The following is an 18960-nucleotide window of genomic DNA, read 5'->3' as shown; positions in this document are numbered from 1 at the left end:
GCACATCGCGGACGCCTTGATCGCGATCCCGCAGCGATTGCACTGCTCATCACTGTTTGATCTCAGTCATTGGTAGGTTCGTGAGATAGCAGGAATGGGGGACTGGCACGATGTTGCAGTACGAACATAGAAACATATACTGGTGCTGGCTTTGCTGGCTCGTTCACCACCGAAAAGGATTTGTGAAGCCAGGCGAATTAGCAGCCAGCGAAGAACGGATCGGAAAGAAGATCTGATCCGCCGGTCGGTTCCGAGGAGGAGAGCGGCAAAGCTCTCCCCGACCAAGCCTCTTGAAGACAGTGAAGCGGTCCCGCTCGAGCCGCGTGTGCGTGGCGCCAGTCGGACATTGTGAACGCTGCGAGGAGAAACGTTCGGTTCTCGCATCGGAGATGGCTTAGTCGCGTCCTCAACGTTAAGTTTGAGGAGTGGGGGGTCCTGAGCGACGCTGCACTGCAGTGCTTGGGGGTGTTTCTCCGGGTTTGCCAAGCGCAGACTTTGAAATTACAATCTCCGCAGCGCTTGGGACGTTTAACATCTTGAATTTTGGACCAGAGTGAATTCGCCAGATAGGTTTTCCCTGCGGGACCCTATGCTTAATGCCGCAACCACCGCTCTTGTGCGCGCCGTCATCGGTGAGATCTGCGGGCACATTGCCACTCACAACACGGGCGCCCGGGCCCATGTTGCCTCGAAAGTTCTGGAAGCCGCCAGCCGAGGGTACGCGTCTCCCGAGCGCCTCAGGCAGATCGGACGTGAGGCTCTCACGGAGCCGCCGACGATGTGGCGATAGTGGCGAAAGGCGTGAGGACGTGAACTTCCAGGTCACAGTTCTGAAGATCCTGGTAAGCTATCCGGATGGCTTCGCGGCAATGGCGGATCTCAAGCGCGACATGGCACTCCTTGCGACCAGCGGACGCGATTGGGCCGATCGAACCAAGCGATTGGCCGCGCACGTGCCTGATCTGGACATATTCTCGCAAAAGCTGGTTGAGCGTCTAAATGGCGGGTGGCGCATCACCGCGAAGGGGCGGGTAGTTCTGGACTTCATGGAAGGCCGCTCGCGTCGTCCAGAGCCTCTGACTCAGGAGGCTCCTTGCAAGTCAACCGCGCGGTCGATGTCGATACCGAGGCTCCCAGAGCAAAGCGCTTCGCGACGAAGCTTACGCCTCCAGCGGCGATGCGCCGCCCGCGAACGAGGTGCAGGTCGGACTTAGCATTTTGCCGGCCAACCCACCCTTCCCGACAATGCCTCCAGAAGACATCCTGAAGGCCCGCTCTAACGAACCTCCAAGCGCATCATGGAGGATGGCTTTGAGGCGCGCTGCCCCTTTAACCAGTGCGCGATCGACGTCCGATGTGATGGCGACAGCGTAGACGTTGCCGATCTCCACGGCATGGCTTGGATCGTTGCGTACGCGGCGGCAGGAGCTGATAGGGCTTTAAGCCCACGGTATGCGTGTCGCTTGCCCGGACAACCATCCGTGTCTCATGATATGGCGGAGGCGCCACTGTCGGCAATGGATTGGCAGCAAGCGCGACCGCGTAGCTGCCCCAAGAATACGCCCGCAAACCAACCGAGGAATCATCCAACATGCTGTGGAGCGTTGAGGCGCGCGTGTATGCCGTTCCACTGTGCGCTTCGAATGCAAGACGCCATTCAGTTATGTTGCCGGTTTGATCGCTGCTGCGTGCGCGTGCATGCAAAGTTTGTTCGAGATCGCCCGCAAGGGGAACGACGACTTCGAACGCCCTAACCTGTCCTCCCTGCTGCGAGGATTGTCCTTAAAAGTGGCGATCGCGGCCGGTGGGCCTCGGACAATGCAGCTACGCTGGCGTTCTGCGCCGTGCAATCCAGCGGTACGTCGCATGCAGCCCTTCAATGTCAATGTCGGCGAAACGCCACCGATAGGTGCTCTTCCCTCCCGGCGTGAATTTGTGGTCATCGGCGCAATTTTGAGACAGTGGCCAAAGAGTGGCCTATGAGCTCCTTGAGTGTGTCTTGCGTGGCGGGTGCGGGTGTGGCTGCGCCGAATCCGCAATGACCGAATGGCGCGAGCTGCCCCCACGCAAGGGCAGAAGACGTGCTTGCTACGGTGACTGCTGTGCAGATCGAAAGGCTAAGTTTGACAGGTGTTAGGAGGCTTCCTGAATTTCGATGAAGTGCAGCCATCTGCGGGATGGGCCAAGCGCGTGGGCCAGGGAACATTTACGGAGGGCATCGGGCTGGTCGGGAGCGGCTCGAAGCCGCTTTTGTGCTGGCTGCGTGTCGCCAGCATGATGGCAAAGGCCGTGAAGAGGATCAGAAGACCGCGCATTTTGAAAAACTACCTGAAATGACCTAGGCGAAATTATGAAGCCGCTCACACCTGCCACTTGAGACGCAATATCTCGAGGGCACGAGACGAGCGCCGACAACTCGATAGCCTCTCTATTCGCCGCAGGTCGGCGAACTGTACCTTAGATGCGCCGAAAAAATGCAGTACGTCAGGACAATAGCAGAAAGAATGCATTAATGATTGCAGAACACTCAATGGAGCTGTCAGACCGGCCGCTTTCTCTCAGGGAGCTGATCGAGGGCATTCATGTACGAATGTGCGTTGGGTCTCAGGTGGCCTGGCGGCGCTGACCGCTGCAGGCATCGCGTTGTTCTGCTCGAGCCTACTCGCATTTGCGTTGATTTAGGTGGATCGCGCTTTTGGTCGCACCAAAGCGGGCGCTCGTAGTCATGCGCTCGTCGCTGACACCTGAATGAACAAAGATGGCGCACTTTGCCCCAACGAGCTGAGCGCCTTTGCGGCACTGATCTACCGTGTTGCCCTCGGTGGCGCACGATACTGTCGTTTGCTGAACTATGGCTTTCGCTTCAGGAGATCGCAGCTCGACACATCAACGTTGCGGCCGAGCTGCCGCGTCGCTTCCTCCAGCACCAGCCGAAGCACGGCATAAGAGCCCGGCCCAAGGCTTTGAAGCTGCCACATCGAATCGATGACCCTCATCATTGAGGTAGATCGAACCCACGCCGATCTCACGAGCAAAACCTGGTAACGACACTCGGGGCGTTTCCTTGTGGCCTGCGCGATGTGTGAGAAATCGCTCGACTTGGCGAGGGGCGGTGACACTCAGTGTGTCCGCATCCCAGAGTTCTAGACTAGCGCGGTGATCGGGACGCGTGTTGAGAAGCAACATCTTGGTCTCTCTGCCGCGAGCAATGGATCAGTCTCAACCGTGTTCTCGAGCATAGCGTCGCATTGCGGAGCGCGAGGCTCTCTAGCCTGGCTGCAAAGCTCCTGAATGACTGACCGGCCATCGCTACGCCTGGGGCGCGGCGCACCGACGCGAATCTGATTGATCGCCAAAACTTGCGCAAAACCACGCTGTCGGCGCCCGCACCTCATCGGGGCTCTTGACCCTCCCCGGTTATCAGATGAACGAGAATAGCCAGACTGGCGGACAATGGATGTGATCGATCAAACGAGTGGCTCGGAGCTGCCGCCCTTCTTGCACAGACCTGCAAGACGTTTTCGTTGGATTCTCGCGCTCGTGGTCGTCTCGATCAGTCTGTGCGCCTTACCAGCCTGTTTTTGGATTAATTGAAGCAGTTTTCGCGACGCAGCCACGCGTGAACCTGTTCCTGCACCGCTGTTAGCACCTGAAGACAGGGAAGCTCTCTCGGAGAGTCGATGTGGGCAACGACAGGCAATCGATGAAATTGCAGAGCTCAATCGCAACATCAGCACGCAGCAAGCAGATCTGAAGCGGATGGCCGATCAGATCGAGGCATTGACCGCGAAGATTGTGTCTTTGCAGAACCAACCGTTTGCTGCGTCTGTACCCTCGGCTCCTTCTCCGCCTGCACCCCGTCCCATTTTGAGGCCGGCAAAGAGAACGATCCAGCCCTTTAAACCGGAAGGTCCAGTCTCGGTCGGGGGTGCGCCGCTGACCCCCGAGCCAGACTCGGACCGACGTTGAGAGAAGCGATTGTTAGCATCCATTTTGCTTGTTGCGCGTCAGCAATGCGAGACCCCGACGGGCCGAGATGATGGTCCTGCGCCTCCTTCGCGCTCGCGAAGAGAGGTAAAGGCATCGATCCGAGCTTATAAAGCCGGATCCTCGATCAATCCTCCGGCGGCATCTCGATTGGAATAGCAAAGCCCGCTTTTATGCGATCCAATACGACCATCGTCTTGAAGCCCTTTATGTCAGGGTTCACGTAGAAAAACTTCCGGGTGAAGTCCTCATAATCCTCCATGGTGCAGGCGGTAACGTACAGGACAAAGTCCGCATCGCCTGTGACGTAGAAGCCGTTGACGACTTCACATGACGACTTAACCGCCTTCTTGAATCTGTCGATTATATCTGCACGCTCCCGCTCAAGAGTCACAAGCACAAGCATTTGAATAGGTCTGCCCACCGCCTTCGGGGAAACGATCGAGATATCGGCCTCTATGATTCCTTCAGAACGGAGCCTCTTCAGTCGGCGCTGACATGCGGTGGCAGAAAGCCCGGCCAGTTCGCCGACTTCCTCGGAAGTGACACGGTTGTTTTTTTGGACGATCTCGAGGATGCGGGCATCTATCCGATCGTAATGCATAACCGGCCCCAACCTAGAGGTGAATTTCACCGCGAAATGGGTTCACGGTGCAGGAAATCCTCGCAAGGGTAACCCAGGTTCAGGGTTAGTTTCAACTAATGACCGGGGTCCGATCCATGCCGATTTTCTGAGTAACCGTCCGATAAAGGGGCGAGGGAAAATGGTGCAGCGCCAGGCCACGCGAAAGCTCGGCCAGGAGGGCACGACCGCGGTGCCAGGGTAATTGCTTCCGCGTTCGGTGGCCTCGGCCAGCGTCTTCAATAGTGGGCCGGCGATCGCGCCGAAGCCAAGGTGAATCGTCGGTTGCCCGTTTCTCTCGACCAGCGGAAGACCGCACCTTTCGCCCGGATGTTCGTCGGGGGATAGCGGGCGATCCAAGCAGCCGAAGGCCCCTTCCACGAGCTCGAAGATCCTGCCGCGTGTCGGGGTCCACTTGGCGAGGCAGTGCTTCGCCGTGAGTACCCAGCCGCTTCCCACCCGTACTCCAGAGCAAACGCGATCTCGGATGGCCTGTGTCTCGTCTCCCGTGTCGATCAGTACAACGTCCTGCAAACCTTCTCGGCAGTAGACGGGCGAATTCGTGGACCATTGAAACTCGTCCATCGTCGGGATCGACGGCGATGTCGGTGGCGCACAGTGTCGAGCCGAGCCTGCGGAGTCGGTACCCGTGGCGGCCTCCATCAGAGTCGGTGCGGCAAGGATGGGAGCGGAATCCGATGATATGTTCGAGTTGGCAGGCAAGTCGACCTTTCCGCCCGCGTCGATGCCCGGTTGCGCTTGTTCGATCGAGGCCCTCGGAGACGGGGTGGGCGGCTTAATGGCGACGGGCGGCAGCACGGGAGAGGAGGAGGGCGTCGCCGGTCCACTCGGAGCACCGCCGCCTCCGGCAGGTGCCGATTTCTTGTCATCGCCCTCCGTCCAGACGAGTTCGAGTTTTCCGGCGTTGACCCCTACGACACGCGCATGCTTCGTGATTCGATGTTCGACGATGTCGGAAGCTGGCTTTCGCGCAGCGTGAGCGAGAGGGGTGGGAAGCGGCTTGGGTCGGTCGTTCTGTATCTCGGATCGCCGCCGTGCGGAGCCCCAGCATCAGCAAGACCGGCAGCAGGAAGGGCAGGCGCACCGATCCGCTAACGAGGCTTTCTTCGGCATTTGCATCGCTCTATCCAGTGCTAGGTCAGGACTACGGCTTCGGCGGGATCCGGATCACTGTGACTTTCGCGAAGTCCCTGTTGAGCTCGTGCGCGACATTTGCCAGACGCCCGAGGCAGGCTTGTTGAGCCAGACGTATAGCTCTCCGTCGGGGATCGGCGTCAAGGGGTCGTCCAATCTGTCGCAGCTCGCGGGCGGCGCGTCGGCGTCAATGAAATTCTCCTCGTTTCCAGTCGGCAGTAGCATTGGAGGAAGCTCCCTCTCGGTCCGTCCAACGAACGCTTGAGGAAATACACGAACTCGAACAACTGCCTGGCCCGTCCCGCGGCGTAATTGCGGTTCGCGCGAAGCGGGTGCGCTCCATAACCGAGCCACTCCCATGATTGCGGCAGGAGCGCAGGAAGTTTCATCCTAGGTGCCGAGTGTAGACACGGCCAGTTCGCGGAAATCGAACGTCGTGCACGCAAACCGCCTCTGCAGAATGGTCGATCAGTGGAGTCATCCAGAGGCTGCCAATATTTGCCGACGACGAGCTGATATCAAGCGTTCCTCCCGCCGAAAATGCCATCGAACAGGACCTTCCTGATGGACCGCTCGGTCGAAGCTTTGGGTAGCCTGAAGGTCGAGTTGTTTGCCCGCGGGTGCAACGACGCCGAACCATACGGCGAGCTCGTATCCGGACGCTCCGGCCTCCAACGCGGTCGGTCCATTTGGAGCGAGGGCTGAGCGCATATCGCTGCTGACGCCAAGCCCCGCAGCTTTTTGCCGTTGAACTGGGTGCCTTCCAGGTGATCAAGGCTGCGGCTGCCGCAAACGTTCAGCAGAATCCGGGTTAGCGCCGTGCCGAATAGGGAAACAAACTTGACGCGTTTTTTTTTCGCGAGAGCCGGTCGGGGAGGCTAGCCTTGAGCGGGCTGCGCTATGCGAACCAACGATCGGTGCAGGTTCTTCCTCGCGTGATCATCTGGTGCCCGCGGAACATTGGGAATAACAACGCGCGTACTGGCGTCAGCGCCGCCTATGACGATTTCTGGTTGTCGAATTTGCCGGGACTCGATAAGCTGGCTTCATTGTCCGATGCTAATACTTTACGGCTCGTAGCGCGATTTGCGGAGAGCAATCCATGTTCCGCGCGATTCAAATATCCATCCGTATTCCATTGGTCGCGTTTGCCGTGCTTATCGCTGAGACCGGCCACGCTCAAATTGTTGGCCAGGCCGGCGCAATGCGACCGGTCGCGGCGCTGGCAACGAACGATCCGATACGACAGGTCGCGCAACCAGTCGGGTTGTTGCGTGCAGAGTTACCTGGCGGTTCGATAAGGGCCTGCACGGCTGCGATCATATCCGACAGCTACATCCTGACTGCAGCGCATTGTGCTGTTGATGCGCTAAGCCTGACGACCATTTTCGGCCAGGGACAGGAGAGTGCAAAGTTTGCTGTAACGCGCCCAATCGAAATCAATAAGGATCGGGATTATGCCGTCCTCGAAGTCGACGGGACGCCGTCCCGGCAATTTAACGCTGCGAAGTTGCTGCTTCGCATCCCCTTTAAAGGGGAAAGCGCATTCATCCTCGCTGTGAATACCGACGGTGAGCAGACGATATCCAGAAATTGTTCGGTGCTTGGAACAAACGACAGGGGCTTGGTTCTTCACGATTGTGACACGACGGCCGGCAGCAGTGGCGCGTTACTGTTTTCCGCCAACGATCTGGCAATCCTCGGTCTGCATATGGGGCCTGCCGATACTCGATCCAACCAAGCGTCCGCAATGTATTCAATTGCTCTTGAGAGCGATCTAATTCGCAACATTGCGACGATCAGACCCTCGACCACTCCGATCATCGATTTCCGGACGGTCGGCGGCAAGCCTGGCGAGATAGCTTCCGATTTCAAGCGCCTTTACCTGTCGCTTTACAATGATGGCCGACTTCCTCTCAAGCCCTATCAAGTGGGAAGCTTCACAAGTATTGAAGACGCATTCCGATTCAATCAGCTATTCTATGGATCTCCGTTCCCGCTAGAACTCGACAGTATAGCTTGTGATGTAAATCCGAATGTCTGCACGCGAGAGAGGGTCGCGGCGACTTTGGAGGAACTGAAGTCGGGCGTGTACATACGCGATGTCATTCCTGATACCGGCAGGCCGAGTGGAATGTCCAAACCGTCCGCCGGTAAATGGTCCGTGGCGCCGTCCACGTCGTTGTGGCTTCCTAGTATCAGGTTTGAGCAACAGCGGGGTTGGGTGGTCTATCGCAAACGCGCGGGCCAGGAGATCAGCGAAATCGTACGTGAGTTTGGAGTTTGCGATCAGTTCGACGACCAGTGCAAGACTCTCATACTCGGAATGAACCGTAACCAGGCCGAGAGACTCAACCGCGACTATGCGGGTACGGTTTTGCTGCCCAAGATATCCTTCAGCGCGCGGGATATCGACATCTCGACTGCTTCAGAGAAAGGCGCGGGCCCTACGAAAGAAATTAAGCCGGTATCGTCCGAGCAGACCGGTCCGTTGATATTGCGCGCAAGCGAAGCAGCACCCGGGAAGACATCGCAATCGTCGGACTCCGACTATCGCGTTTTGCAGGTTCCCGCCGAGGCCAGCATATCGACAGGTTTGGACGGGGTACTCAAATCGCTCGGTTCGACGGCGTCCGGCTCGGCACGCATCGAGCAGAACTCCACATGGCAGCCTCGATGCACTGGCAATGAGGCCGGCCCATGCGAATTGGACCCGATCGACTTTTCTGAATTGCAAAAGCGGTTCCTCGATGGCGTCAACTTTCCATATCGAACCCTTGTCGACTTTCCGCCGGCCGTTAAGACCAAGGCAAAGCGTCTGGGGGTCATCGACACGAGGCTGGAACTCGGACATTGCGCATTCGACCACCTGAGGACAGCGAACCGCCTCAAGCTTATCGATACCACTATAATATCGAATCCGGCGCCGATGAGTGCAGGGCACGTACCCTGCAAGTGGATAATGCCGAATGGGAAAATCGACCCCGGTGTTCATGGAACGCATGTAGCCGGGCTGATGGTCGGTAAGATCAGCGACCAATCGTGGGGATTGAACCCCTTTGCAACGCTCTCTGCCGGACAAATCGGGACCACGACAATAGGCCAGCAGGTGAAAGTCTCAAGTCTTGAACTGGCTAAACTCTTGGGAAACATGCTCGATGAGGCGGGCTCGGCAGGCGGTCTGGATGTCGTCAATCTCAGTATGTTTTATCAGAAAGAGAGTATAACTCCCGTGGGACCTGGTGGCGCCGGGACTCGTCCTCGCGGCGATCCGGTTCTCGATGTCATCCAATCTGGCGCCGGTTATGAGACCTTGTTCGTCGTCGCTGCGGGCAATGATGGGGAGGATTTCACGGCGATTTGCGACATGAGACCGGCTTGCCTGGATTTGCCAAACGTCATTTCTGTGGCCGCGCTGGACGGCAAGACTGCCGGATTGCTCGCCGGAAATGCTGGGGGAAGCAATTATGGCGGCCGGGTGCATGTTGCGGTGCCCGGAGCCGATATCCTGGGCGTGATCAACGGAAATTACCTCGGGCTTTTGAGCGGCACATCCCAGGCCGCTCCCCAAGTGGCGGCGATCGCTTCTATCCTGCGGACGATAAAACCGCGCGCCACCCCGGGGGACATCAAGGAGCGGCTCATCGTTTGCTCACAACCCGTACCGGCACCACCGGGCACCCCCAATGCAGTCACGAATGCAATATTCGGTGGTCGAGTGGACGCGACTTGCACACTTCGCTCCGACGGGGAGGGCATACTGCGGGAAAAGAACTCAAAGGAAATTTTTCGCGTCAGGAGTGTGATCGCTGCGGCGCAACCCGATATTGGGTTCGACCCTGTCGTCAGTGACTACAATTATCACCTTGTGATCCCTCCGAAGCAGCTTCGTGGTTTGCGAGAAAGCAGCAATCCGGAAGAGTTCACGATCTTCTACAAAAGATCTCCTGAGAACAGCAATGCCTCGCTGTCAAAGGATGAGCGTATGTCGGTCCAAGCGGGTGCGCAGCTTAGGGTAGAGGTGTGGGAAGAGACGCCGCCCGCTCCCGGAGCATGGAGGCCCAGGACGTTCTCCGTTGGCAACATCGCCCGTTTTGTCGCTCCCATGCTGAACCGTTAGTGCGCAGGGGAATGTTCGATGTTGCGAACACTATTCTGTGTGGCTGCCGTTTTGACCGGGTCACTCAATTGGCAGGTTGCGGCCCAAACCTTCCAGAATGGACGCGCCCCGCTCGTTGTTGGACAGACACAGGACGTCAGGCTCGAGATTGCATTGGCAGATCCGCAGTCTGCAAACAGAACGGCCGTCGTGCAAGGGCTTCCTAGCGCCACGACGATCAAACTCCGGTTGGATCATATCAGCGGACCGAATATCCCACTTGGCGCGATCGTTGTCATACGGGATGCCGGCAATAACGAAGTGGCCCGGTACGCCGGGGCAAAATTGGTCGAAGAACGCAGGATCTGGACCCCGCTGATAAAGGGGACGACGGCTCAGGTTGAAGTGGCGGGGGAGCCGCAGGCGGGGGCCGAATTTCGTGTTTTGATCGGAGCCGTCGCTTCCAACGTTCCACCCTCAAAGCCGACGCTCAATGTTGTCAGGGACTTCGACCTGGAGAATATCGAGTACATCCGGGTAAATCAGCCTGAAATGTTCGTTGCTAGTCGTCCTGTAGCAAAGATTTCTTTTGTGAGCAGCGAGGGGCCCGCAGCTTGCACGGGATTTATGGTGACCGACGATTGGATGCTCACCAACCATCACTGCATCAACACCGACGAGATTTGCAAGACAGCGGACGTAATCTTCGGCTTCAACAAATCCGACTCTCCGCTCGGGGATGAGATGCAGAAATGCCTGCGGCTCGTTGACAAGGACGAAGACCTTGACGCGGCCCTGATAGAGATCGCCGGTTCGCCGGGCAAACGTTGGGGCTTCCTTTCGTTCAGCGACCCCATACCAACTCTCAACGAGGCGGCTGTCGTGGTCCAGCACCCCGCAGGCTTTCCCAAATTTGTTTCACGCATAGACTGCGTCGTATCCACAATGCCGGCAGACGGAGTGAAGATAGGCAAGGGAAGCGACTTCGGTCATTCGTGCGACACCATGGATGGTAGCTCCGGATCTCCGGTGCTCAGGCGGGCCGATCTGAAGGTGATGGGCCTCCATCACTGGGGATTTGTCGATCAGGTCGAAAAGTGGAGTGCGGAGAACAGGGCCGTGCAGATACGCTTCATCAGGGAAAGATTTGGTCTTTAGCTGGCGCAATGGATGCGCTTGGGACCGCTTTGCGGCGAAGTCTTTCAGCTGATCGCCGTGACGAGGAGAAGCGGCAGGTGGTCCGAGAGAGCAGCGCGCCAGAGAGACAGTGTGGAGCGAAGCATGCTGGTGAAGTTTCTCATTGCTTTGGCTGCAGCCAAGCTCTTAGTGGGATTTGTATCGCCCGCGCTGGCGCAAGCGTCGACGGACCTCGCTCCGTTGGTCATTCTCGTCCGGCACGCGGAAAAAGCCTGCACGAATTCAGACGATCCGCCATTGTCGCAAGCCGGCAAAAAACGCGCAGAGGCCCTCGCGGCTGCCCTCGCCAGCGCCGGGGTGAGGCGTGTGATCACGACGGATTTTCGGCGAACGAACGAAACCGCGGGACCTTTGGCGCAGGCACTTGCGCTTCAACCTGTTATTATCAATTTGAAGAACGACCCGCCCGATCTGCCCTCTCACATCGGGCGAGTTGTGTATGCCGTCCGCGCATCCAACGAGGGTGCCGTGCTCGTTGTGGGTCATACTGTCACAATTCCGGGCATTATTGTCGGTCTTGGCGGACCTGACATGGGAGAGATTTCCGAGTCCGAGTATTCCAACCTGTTTGTCCTGGTCGGGGGCCCAAAAATACGCGTGGTTCGGTCCCACTATGGAGTGTCCGATCACAACTCGCAGGCTGACTGCAACTGAGGACTGCCTTGTCGTCGCACCAGACTATCCGGGCGGTTTTATATCCCGCGGCCTTGGTTCGATGCTTGGACTACGCTGAACGTTGCTCTGGACTCACCGTGTGTGTTGCGCTGCGTGGGCAACATGCGACGAGAGCGCGCTGGCAAAACCTCAATACGGTGATAGGATCATTAAGGTTGCCTTGAATAAATTTTACCACCTTTGTTCTTCTCGAAAGGAGTAGATCATGATTGTCGGATTTTGTCTTTCGGCGGTATTGCCGCAACGAGTTCGCTGCCCGCTAACCGGGACGGCCCTGGTCTTGGCCGTCTCAATGATTGCTGGTTCCAATGTTCTTGCGCAAGACAGTAAGGGCCCATTCAGCCCCGACGAAGGCAAGCTTTTTTTGCGAAGCGCCGCCGAAAAGGCGAGAGTGAAGCAGAAGGAGGCCGCCAAGACGTTTGAAGAATTCAAGAAATCCGTCACCAAAGAGCCGTTCCAAAACGGAAAATACATTGTGAACGGGGACACGCCCATTTCCACCGACAAAGGCCTCGAAGAATTCTACAAGCAGAACGTGGTTGTCGCAGGACATGCGACCACTGAGTTTGCCGTCTTGAGCATACTGGGAGTAGACGTCATTTGGAAACCGGCGGATAAGAAAGCACTCACATACTGCGTGAGCAATGCTGCGGCGGATTCGGGTGGGTTCGGAAACCGCTATAACACCGTTGTGAGCACCATGGCCGATGCGACGCGAGCATGGGAAGCAGTTGCCGACGTCAAATACGTTCACGTAAATACAGAGGATTCGAACTGCACGCCGGCCAACTCAAACGTCAAATTTGACGTCAGGCCGGTCAATCTCAACCAATATTTGGCGCGTGCATTTTTCCCGAACGATGACCGCGAGGCGAGAAATGTCCTCATTGATAACTCGGCATTCGAGATCCCGGCTGGCGGAAAGCTCTCGCTGACGGGCATTCTCCGGCATGAGCTCGGACATACGTTGGGCGCACGACATGAACATAACCGGCCCGAGTCAGGAACTTGTTTTGAGGACAACGATTGGAGAGGTGTGACCGACTATGATGCCTTCTCGGTCATGCACTATCCCCAATGTAACGGGAAGGGCGATTGGTCGCTGATATTGACCGTCCAGGACAAGAATGGAATCGCCTGCCTGTACGGGCCGGCACCTGGATTCACGATTGACACGACTATTTGCAAACCGAAGCAGTGATCCGGCGACCTGACGAATGATGCCGTTAGCAGCCTTGGCCATTGCCTGGGCTGCTAAAGGTCGAGGCCTCCCCAAGGTATCGTTATGAAGATGGCGCCTTTGCTTCTCTCGGGACTTTTTAGTTTATCGTCTCCTTGGCAACTCGGCCACGCTCACCTGAGGGTTGAGACTGCACAGCTACGTAAGGCGCTGGATTTGACTGCAGCTCAGGATCAGGCAACCGATCGCGCCGCGAACTTTGCGGTTATCGACGGCGGGTGGATTACGCGCACGGCTGGATCTGCTGACTCGGGTGGTGACAAAGGTGCCCCTGACACCGTTCTGGAGCTTCAGAGCTTTGCGTTATACGCGCTATCGCGGGGCAAGGGCTTGTCCGACGATGGCCGGAGGGCGCTCGAGGGATTTCGTCAGCTCTTGCGTGAAATGAAGGCGGAAGGTCAGGTTGTCGAAGTTTCGGACACGAGAATCGGGCTAGAGGGCGAAACGAGGGTATGCGCCAAATTCGCGAGTTCAGATTTGGCAGGGAAAGCGTGGATGCAAATGCAGCGCCTTTCAGCTGGTGCTGACCTCGTGCATCTAAAGCCAGAGAAGTGCTGAGTACCGTCTCACTTGCCAGGGAATATGAATGCTCGTTGTAAGCCGCGGCATTATGCCACCATTTGCCAAACGGCCCGCAGAATCCGCACTCCTCCAAAAATGGAGGGGCAAACTTCTTCTTCCGGCCCAATGTGCAGACTTTTGCCGACGAGACGAATATTGGAAACAATTCCGGCGAATGCGAGCGCCGACGACTATCGGTGTTTCCTGCAACAGTTTCCGCGGGGTATTTCGGCGCTCAAGCGCGCGCGAAAAGGGATTCCGCTCCATGGCCGGTGACCGAGCCGCACCCGACGTAGGTCGAAATATTGGAAGATGGTACCGCCCTGCGGGATTCGCCGATCGAAAGCGCCGCCGCTGGAACGTCATATAAGAAGGGGATGCGTGGCATTCTGATCTCGTCTTCCAGCGACTAGGTGTTTCTGCAAATGTCCGACGGCGAGCTGGGCTATGTGGCGCCTCGGTCCGTCAGACGGTGCCGTTGTTGCAAGCACCGGTGATCCTCGACTATGCCGCTGCCGGTGACGATCCTCCGGCAGAACTCGACAATTTGCTGAACCGGTTCGCGACTTCACGGATCGAGCGCGTAAGCATCTTGGCGCATGCCGATCAAACGGCACCGGGAACTGCCCTGGCTCGCATCGCCAAGGTCAACGCAGCACTGGAAAAGAAAGGCGTGGGCGGCGCCATCATCGAAATCAAGCCGCTGGCCCAGCGAGCAACCCGATGCGTCTGAAGCAGGTCGAAGTGACCTTGATGGGCACCAACTAATCACGATGGGTCCAAGGCGAAAGCTGCCTGCCATTCTTGATGCCAATTCGCGTCGCTGACGGCGCTTCTCCGACGGGCCCCGGATTGTCACCGCGGGATCGCGGGTGCCGCTTCGCTTAGTCGTTAAATCGTCAACGCCAATTCGCCGATTCGAGTTCAAAGATATATTCCCATTGTATGCACTTTTTGGTAGCGTATGATGAAGGTGCAATATTCTTAAATGCATTTCTAGGGAGGCCTGTCATGGCAACTTCGCGCAGGGACGTATTGCTGCAAGGTGCAGTGATCGGAGCAGGTATTATCGCGGCCAACACGACTGGCATGGAAGCGTGGGCGCAGAACGCGCCGCCTGCGCCAAAATTGCGGCGCTCGCTTCATGGCATGGCGCTCAATGATCCAATCTTGCAGACGTGGCGTGATGGGGTGCGGCTCCTGAAGTCAGCCAATGGCGATATCAGTTGGGCGAGCTTTGCTGCCATTCATGGCAACGACGCCGGTTGGGGTCTGTGTCCCCACGGCAACTGGTATTTCTTGCCCTGGCATCGCGCTTACCTTCTCATGTACGAGCGTGCGGTACGGCAACTCACCGGCAATAGTGATTTTGCGCTGCCCTACTGGGACTGGACATTGGATCGGCAGATGCCGCAGGCGTTCACGGATCAGACCTACAACGGACAGCCGAATCCCCTGTTCGAGCCGCAGCGCGACGCGACGCCGACGGATACCCTGCCGGACAGCGTGGTCGGACAGGCGGTCATCAACCAGATGCTCCAAGAGTCGCCGTTCGAGACTTTTGGCACTAGCCGCCCTGACGGACAGGACAATGTCGACCAATCATGGATCGTCTGTGAGTTCTGCGGCGTGTCCGGAACGCTAGAAGGTACCCCGCACAACAACGTCCACAATTTTGTCGGTGGCATCATGGCAACAGCCGGCTCGTCGCGGGACCCAATTTTCATGATGCACCACTGCAATATCGATCGCATCTGGTGGCTGTGGAGACAGGGCGGCGGCGCGGATTCTCCCGATCCGTTGTGGAGCGGCATGACATTCCAGAACAACTTCTTCAACCCCGACGGCACGCGCTTTTCGCCAACGGTTTCCGAGATGCTGACGCCGGAGCCGTTGGGCTACACTTACGTCGAGACGCCAATCGCGACCGTGTCCCTCAGCGGAATGTCGACGGCGCTTGTCATGCGATCCAACAAGTTCACTAGTCTTTGGTCGACGCCAAGGGGGGGCGCGAGGCCAGCAGGCATCGCCTCCTATTCTGCTCCGGTGACGCAGCCTGCTGCAACCGTCGCGAAATATCTGGAGGTCCCAATCGATGTGGATGCCGCAGCACTTGCGCCAGTCGCCGCCCGGCCGTCGTTACCGAGCGGCTTCGAGATTTTGAGCCTCGCCACGGCCCGCCAGCACTATCTCGACGGACCGCGCTGCTTTGCTTTCCTGCGCGACTTCGACTTCCAGAAGAACAAGAACACCGAATATCGCGTCTTCTTGAACTGCGATTATTTGTCGGCGAGCACGCCGACCACTGACCGGCACTATGTCGGGTCGTTCGGCTTCTTCGGCAGCCACGGTGGCCATTCCCACGGCGGCGGCGAGCCGAAAAAGCCGTCCATCAGCGTCGATCTGACGGCGGCGATTGCCCGCGTTTACGGTCCGGTAGCAACGCCGCCCGGCAAGTTGCGCCTGCAAATCCAGCCGGTGGCCTTGCGGGCCGGCGGCAATGCGGACGGCAGCGCCAGACCGGCCAGCGTCGAAGTTGCGATTGTCTCGGCGTGATCCCACATCAGGCGTTGCGGGTGACGCAAAGCTGATGGACCAAGGTCATGAACGTTCGTCGATTTTCGATAATGGGTGTGGGAAGCGCGCTCGCGACCCTTGTCGCGATCGGAGCACTTCCCGCAGAGGGGGATCCTTTGATTGCAACCGTCGGCAAACCCGCGATAGTGACGGCGACGCGATCGAAGCCGCAAGAAGGCCTGACAGCAGACAAGGTGCCGTCCCGCGTCGTGGTGCTCGTCACCGGTTTCCAGCCCGCACAACAGGGCAATGTCCGCGCTATCGTGAAAGTGCAGAGGGCGGACGGGAAGGAGCAGGAGATCGGGACCTTCGGGGTGTTTCCGGACAGGGCTTTCAAGGCCGAGACGTCCCGAGCGAGGGCGTTCAGCTTCCCACTTCCCAAGGAGTTGGCGGTCGATTCCGTGAAGCTGAAAATCGAGGTCGTTCCCGACAAGGAACGCGGAACAGGAGAGGGCGCGCGCCTAGAGATCGGACGCGCGGAAATCCAGTAAGCCGCGCGATGTTGGAGGCTGAGCTCCGGAGGGGGTTCGCGCCATGGATCCGCTTAGCTAGCAGGATTGGTCCAGCCATCCGCGGTGCAGCCGTTCGAAAACGCCTCCAGAGATCGAAAAGCGATCGCAACGGTCCGCTCGAGTTACTCTCTCGGGACCGCACGGGCATCGCGGGGGGCCTCGTTGCGGATGCCGTGATCGGCTGGATTGCGTCTTCGGCGTACGGCTGGGGACGTTACCATTACTACGGCGGCCCAAGGCCCATACGCCTACGACTAGGGTACGACGAGCTGTCCCTGGGGCGGCGGATACACCACGACCTACTCCACGGCACCCGTCTCTTACGGTGATCGCTATCGCCGCGTCGTCCGCCCGGCCTACGCTTATACCGCGGCTCCTATCCGGTCGTTCGGCACCGCTGGCATCGGCCCTATCGACACTGGTGACGAGCCCCGGTTCTGTCGCGTGATAGCGGCCGACTGGCCCAGTGCTTTCCGGTTAAGGGCGGCCCCCTGCTCGGGTCAGAGAAGGAGGCATGATCGCGGAGCGCGCGAACGGGCGTAGCCGCCGTTGTGGGTAATGGAACTTAGAGGAGAGGGCACCTTCGCCAGCAAAGCCTAAATAGACGCCCCCGCAGTCGCGATTTGTTATGGTTTTTTGCGGGAACCCAAAATATAAATGTGAAGGTTGCCTCTCAGTTTTGGTTCCAATGAAACGTAGCGATCTCAGCCACACAATCCGCGAGACCCTGAAACGGCTACCTTCGCCCTACGACTCCCACTATGGGATCGTGCCGCCGCCACCCCCGGAGGACGGCGTGTTCGTCGGCCGGGCGATGAAAGCCCTGGAAGCCGCTCAAGCGGCGTTCGGCAAGGTCGACGCCATCTGGGCGCAGATGAAGGACCCCTACACCGTCAGCCGGGTCCTTACCAGACGCGAGGCAGTCAGTTCCTCCTCCATCGAGGGCACCCAGAGCACTCTCGACGAACTGCTTTCGGTCGAAGAGACGGGCAACGACGGCGCACGGGACGAAGCGCGCCAGGTCCGCAACTACGCCGTTGCCTTGGAAGGATTCATCCCGCGAGCCACCAAGAGCGGCTACGGCGTCTTCACGATGGACCTGATCAAGGACCTCCATCGCGTCGTGATGAAGGACGATCCTGACTACCAGGACATTCCCGGCGACCTCCGCACGGGCGTCGTCTGGATCGGCGGAAACAAAGACATCGCATATTCCAGTTTGAATCCTCCGCCTCCTGCGGACGTCGCCGATTGCCTCGCCCAAACGGTGGATTACCTACGGAACGAGGGAATGCAGCAGCTGACGCAAGGGTTCATTACGCGCATGGCGATCGCGCACACCCATTTCGAGGCTGTACACCCCTTCCGCGACGGCAACGGACGCGTCGGCCGTCTTCTGCTTCCGCTCATGATGGCGGCGGAGAGGCACGTGCCTCTGTACCTTTCGCCTTACATCGAAAGCAAGAAGGGCTCGTACTACGCTTCGCTCAAGGACGCTCAACAGCGGCTCGACTGGGAGCCCATCATCACCTTCATGGCGGACGCCGTCACCGGAACCGTCGAAGAACTCATCCAAACCAGGACGGCACTGTCTGAATTGTCAGATCGCTGGAGAGAGCGCCGAAAATTCCGAAAGGGATCCGCGGCTATCCGCGCCTTGGACGAACTTCACAACTATCCCGTCCTGACTGCGAAGCGCCTTGGCCAACTGCTCGATGTGTCGCCGGCGCAAGTAAATCAGGCCATCGCCCAATTGCAGGAAGCGGGCATTCTGCAGGAGAGGACTGGATATGCGCGAAACCGGATCTACGCCGCCCCCGAAGCTCTCGCCATCATCAACCGTCCGTTCGGCGAAGAGCCCATCTTTGCCGAATTGGATGCCGACGACACCGATCTGGACGAGGTCTCGGTTGGCCCGAAGGGTCCGTGATCTCCCGGTAGACACGGAGACCGCATTGAGGCGGCTGCGAGCGAGCGTCCCCCCGCATCCTGCAGCTTAGCATCCGCATCGGGGACGGTGCCACCGGCGCCACAGCCGACGGCGAAGTCTCAGCTTATCTGACACGCGTCGCGTCCGCCGGATGAGCAGGTCCATTCCAGGTCCACAGCGATCGACCCCAGCGGTACGTTCCCCCGATCATGCGCGCGACCTCCTCGTCCGTGACAGGACGATCGTCTCGGTTATCTGCTATCCGTGCGGTTCCAACGAACGTGCCGGTGCTGGTTGTCGTTGCAAGAGAGGGTGTCTGGAGCGGACGGATCTTCGCTTCCGGCGACGATGACGTCGCAGTCCGATAAGGCAGTTTCCGCCTTCAAGCGCCCGATCGTAGCGAGG

The 18960-nt window shown here is 58.4% G+C and carries 12 protein-coding genes and 1 pseudogene; 10 read left to right on the top strand and 3 right to left on the bottom strand.

The window, feature by feature from the left end; all coding sequences use genetic code 11:
* Positions 1-809: 809 nt before the first annotated feature.
* Entirely contained in the window at positions 810-1214 is a 405-nt protein-coding gene (locus tag I6F31_RS05740; RefSeq protein ID WP_225185020.1) for a hypothetical protein, read from the top strand.
* A 1635-nt stretch (positions 1215-2849) separates the two neighbouring features.
* On the opposite strand, the gene I6F31_RS05735 is transcribed toward I6F31_RS05740, so the two are convergent.
* The 3 genes and pseudogenes from I6F31_RS05735 to I6F31_RS05725 form a co-directional block, all read right to left on the bottom strand.
* Positions 2850-2999, bottom strand: coding sequence for a hypothetical protein (locus tag I6F31_RS05735; RefSeq protein ID WP_225185019.1), 150 nt, complete (start codon positions 2997-2999; stop codon positions 2850-2852).
* Between the two features lie 1115 nt (positions 3000-4114).
* Positions 4115-4591 carry an Lrp/AsnC family transcriptional regulator gene (locus I6F31_RS05730; protein WP_225185018.1) on the bottom strand — a complete coding sequence of 159 codons (477 nt, stop codon included), beginning with the start codon at positions 4589-4591 and terminating at the stop codon, positions 4115-4117.
* A 1650-nt stretch (positions 4592-6241) separates the two neighbouring features.
* Positions 6242-6505 (bottom strand): annotated as a pseudogene (locus I6F31_RS05725) (hypothetical protein); the annotation flags it as partial.
* Positions 6506-6866: 361 nt separating this feature from the next.
* Between I6F31_RS05725 and I6F31_RS05720 the strand changes: the two are divergent.
* The 9 genes from I6F31_RS05720 to I6F31_RS05680 all read left to right on the top strand — a co-directional run bounded on the left by I6F31_RS05720 (position 6867) and on the right by I6F31_RS05680 (position 18555).
* Positions 6867-9884 carry a S8 family serine peptidase gene (locus tag I6F31_RS05720; RefSeq protein WP_225185016.1) on the top strand — a complete coding sequence of 1006 codons (3018 nt, stop codon included), beginning with the start codon at positions 6867-6869 and terminating at the stop codon, positions 9882-9884.
* An 18-nt stretch (positions 9885-9902) separates the two neighbouring features.
* Positions 9903-11021 carry a serine protease gene (locus tag I6F31_RS05715; RefSeq protein WP_225185015.1) on the top strand — a complete coding sequence of 373 codons (1119 nt, stop codon included), beginning with the start codon at positions 9903-9905 and terminating at the stop codon, positions 11019-11021.
* 123 nt (positions 11022-11144) lie between these two features.
* Positions 11145-11714 carry a phosphoglycerate mutase family protein gene (locus I6F31_RS05710; RefSeq protein WP_225185014.1) on the top strand — a complete coding sequence of 190 codons (570 nt, stop codon included), beginning with the start codon at positions 11145-11147 and terminating at the stop codon, positions 11712-11714.
* A 226-nt stretch (positions 11715-11940) separates the two neighbouring features.
* Entirely contained in the window at positions 11941-12936 is a 996-nt protein-coding gene (locus I6F31_RS05705; RefSeq protein ID WP_225185013.1) for a matrixin family metalloprotease, read from the top strand.
* An 84-nt stretch (positions 12937-13020) separates the two neighbouring features.
* The gene (locus I6F31_RS05700; protein ID WP_225185012.1) at positions 13021-13533 is read left to right on the top strand and encodes a hypothetical protein; all 513 of its coding nucleotides are present in this window, start codon (positions 13021-13023) and stop codon (positions 13531-13533) included.
* 481 nt (positions 13534-14014) lie between these two features.
* Positions 14015-14269: a hypothetical protein gene (locus I6F31_RS05695; RefSeq protein ID WP_225185011.1), complete on the top strand. Its 255-nt coding sequence runs from the start codon at positions 14015-14017 to the stop codon at positions 14267-14269.
* Positions 14270-14547: 278 nt separating this feature from the next.
* Positions 14548-16092 (top strand): tyrosinase family protein, encoded by a 1545-nt coding sequence (locus tag I6F31_RS05690; protein WP_225185010.1) that lies wholly within the window; start codon positions 14548-14550, stop codon positions 16090-16092.
* Positions 16093-16139: 47 nt separating this feature from the next.
* Positions 16140-16604 carry a hypothetical protein gene (locus tag I6F31_RS05685; protein ID WP_225185009.1) on the top strand — a complete coding sequence of 155 codons (465 nt, stop codon included), beginning with the start codon at positions 16140-16142 and terminating at the stop codon, positions 16602-16604.
* 709 nt (positions 16605-17313) lie between these two features.
* On the top strand, positions 17314-18555 hold the full coding sequence (locus I6F31_RS05680) for a Fic/DOC family N-terminal domain-containing protein (RefSeq protein WP_225185008.1): 1242 nt from the start codon (positions 17314-17316) through the stop codon (positions 18553-18555).
* The last annotated feature ends 405 nt before the right edge of the window (positions 18556-18960 follow it).

Source organism: Bradyrhizobium sp. NBAIM01 (assembly GCF_020194115.1).
Classification (GTDB): Bacteria; Pseudomonadota; Alphaproteobacteria; order Rhizobiales; family Xanthobacteraceae; genus Bradyrhizobium; species Bradyrhizobium yuanmingense.
Note: the sequence above shows the minus strand (reverse complement) of the source record. Positions and strands in the feature narration are given on the sequence as shown.